The organism is Mesorhizobium sp. M7A.F.Ca.US.006.04.2.1, assembly GCF_004022915.1.
Classification (GTDB): domain Bacteria; phylum Pseudomonadota; class Alphaproteobacteria; order Rhizobiales; family Rhizobiaceae; genus Mesorhizobium; species Mesorhizobium ciceri.
In genome coordinates this window covers 1-1,770 of sequence record NZ_RZQA01001093.1, presented here as the reverse complement: position 1 = coordinate 1,770, position 1,770 = coordinate 1, and the positions used below count along the sequence as shown (strand labels likewise).

General features: G+C 64.0%; 2 protein-coding genes and 1 pseudogene. 2 read left to right on the top strand and 1 reads right to left on the bottom strand.

Annotated elements, in window-relative coordinates:
- Nucleotides 1-361: pseudogene (locus EN925_RS34605) on the bottom strand (flagellar motor protein MotB); the annotation flags it as partial.
- Between the two features lie 197 nt (nt 362-558).
- On the opposite strand from EN925_RS34605, the gene EN925_RS34600 reads away from it, so the two are divergent.
- Nucleotides 559-1,005, top strand: a complete 447-nt coding sequence (locus EN925_RS34600) for a YcgN family cysteine cluster protein (RefSeq protein ID WP_013530173.1) — start codon at nt 559-561, stop codon at nt 1,003-1,005.
- Nucleotides 1,006-1,256: 251 nt separating this feature from the next.
- Nucleotides 1,257-1,613 (top strand): hypothetical protein, encoded by a 357-nt coding sequence (locus EN925_RS34595; RefSeq protein ID WP_013530174.1) that lies wholly within the window; start codon nt 1,257-1,259, stop codon nt 1,611-1,613.
- Nucleotides 1,614-1,770 lie beyond the last annotated feature (157 nt).

The following is a 1,770-nucleotide window of genomic DNA, read 5'->3' as shown; positions in this document are numbered from 1 at the left end:
GTTCCTCGGCGGGTGCGGCCTGTTCGGCCGGCGCCTGCTCGGCCTGCTGCTGCTGGTCGCGCTTCTTCCGGCGTGGCTGCTGCTCCTCGGCGGGCTGCTCGCTCTGGGCAGGCGCGGCCTGCTGTTCAGGCTCGGCCTTCCTGCGCTCGTGTTTCTGTTCGGGTTCCGCCTGCTGCTTCTGCGCGCAGGCCTCGGCCGATTCGCCCTCGGCGCATGCTGCTTGCGCCAGGATGAATGGGGTCGCCGTGCGCTGGGCAAGACCGGACGCGACACTTCCCTGAAGCGGGAACGCGCCCAACGGCGCGGATGCCATCAACAGGCCAAGTGCGGTGCCTGCCAGAATCCGTGGTTGGCGTTTCATCGAAATTCTCCTTGTGGGGTCCCATCCTTGCCGAAACCGATCTTGTGCCGATTGGTTCCAGTCTGGCACGGATAGAGGCCGTACGGGGCGATTGACCGACCTTTTGAAGGCAACTTCATGTCATTCACCTGGCGATAGCCGCAATTGCGACCATTGCCGCGCTTGACCTTGCCCGCGGCCGGGGCCACATCCGGGAAATGGAAACGCCATTCTGGAAAACCAAGGCGCTGGAGGCGATGAGCCCGGCCGAGTGGGAATCGCTGTGCGACGGCTGCGGTAAATGCTGCCTGTCAAAGCTTGAGGACGAGGACACCGGCGAGATCTACTGGACCAGCGTCGGCTGTCGGCTGTTCGACGCCGAGACCTGCCGCTGTTCGGACTACGCCAACCGGCTGGCGCGCGTTCCCGACTGCGTCGGGCTGACGCCGCAGAATGTGCGAACCATCAGTTGGCTGCCCAGTACCTGTGCCTATCGGCTGGTTGCCGAGGGCCGCGACCTCTACTGGTGGCACCGGCTGGTGTCTGGCAGCGCCGAGACCGTGCATGAAGCCGGCATCTCGATGCGCGGCCGGGTCAAGGCGAGTGAAACCGATCTTGCCGAGCCGGAAGACTATTTTGACTATGTGCTGGACGAGGAGCCGTAGGACCAGCGGCGGCGAGCAACAGCCTTACGTTCCACGACTTCCGGCCAATCCGCGGGCTCGGAATAGGGCGCCGAGTCAGGCATTCCGGCCTTCACCAAGGCTGGGGACGGTGGCGAATGGCCGGAACTTCCTTCTTCCCGCCATATGAACCGGAGATGAACGGCAGGTTCGTAAAGAGTTCAGACAGGCAGGCGCATTCTCCCCCCATCGGTTCACGAGGACGGGAAGGCCCGCAAAAAGGAGAGAAGACGATGTTCAACACGATCAAGACGGCAGCCCTTTCGGCCCTGGTCGGTCTCGGCACGCTGGCGGCCGTTCCCGCCCACGCCGACAGCCTCTATCTCGGCTTCGGCAACAACAACGACCCGCGTTTCGGCGTCTATACCGGTGACGACGGTTATCGCCATCGCCGTGATGAACGCCGCGGCGACTGGCGCCGTGGCTGTTCGCCGGACCGCGCCCTCGACAAGGCCGAACGCATGGGCCTCCACCGGGTCCGGATCGTCGACGTCAACCGGCGCACGGTGAAGGTGGCGGGCCGTCAGGACGGCGACCGTGTCGTGGTGGTGTTCGCCAACGAGCGCGGCTGCCCGGTTATCTATCGCTGAGGTTCGACAATTAAGGCCGACCCTCTTTGAGGGTCAGCCTGGCAGCATGATCTTTAGCAAGATCAGCTGGGACTAGCGGAGCCCTTTTCCGTTTGAAGGGTGTGGCTCGAAAAAACCCCGCGGGAGCAATCCCGCGGGGGTTTTCATTCGCGCTATT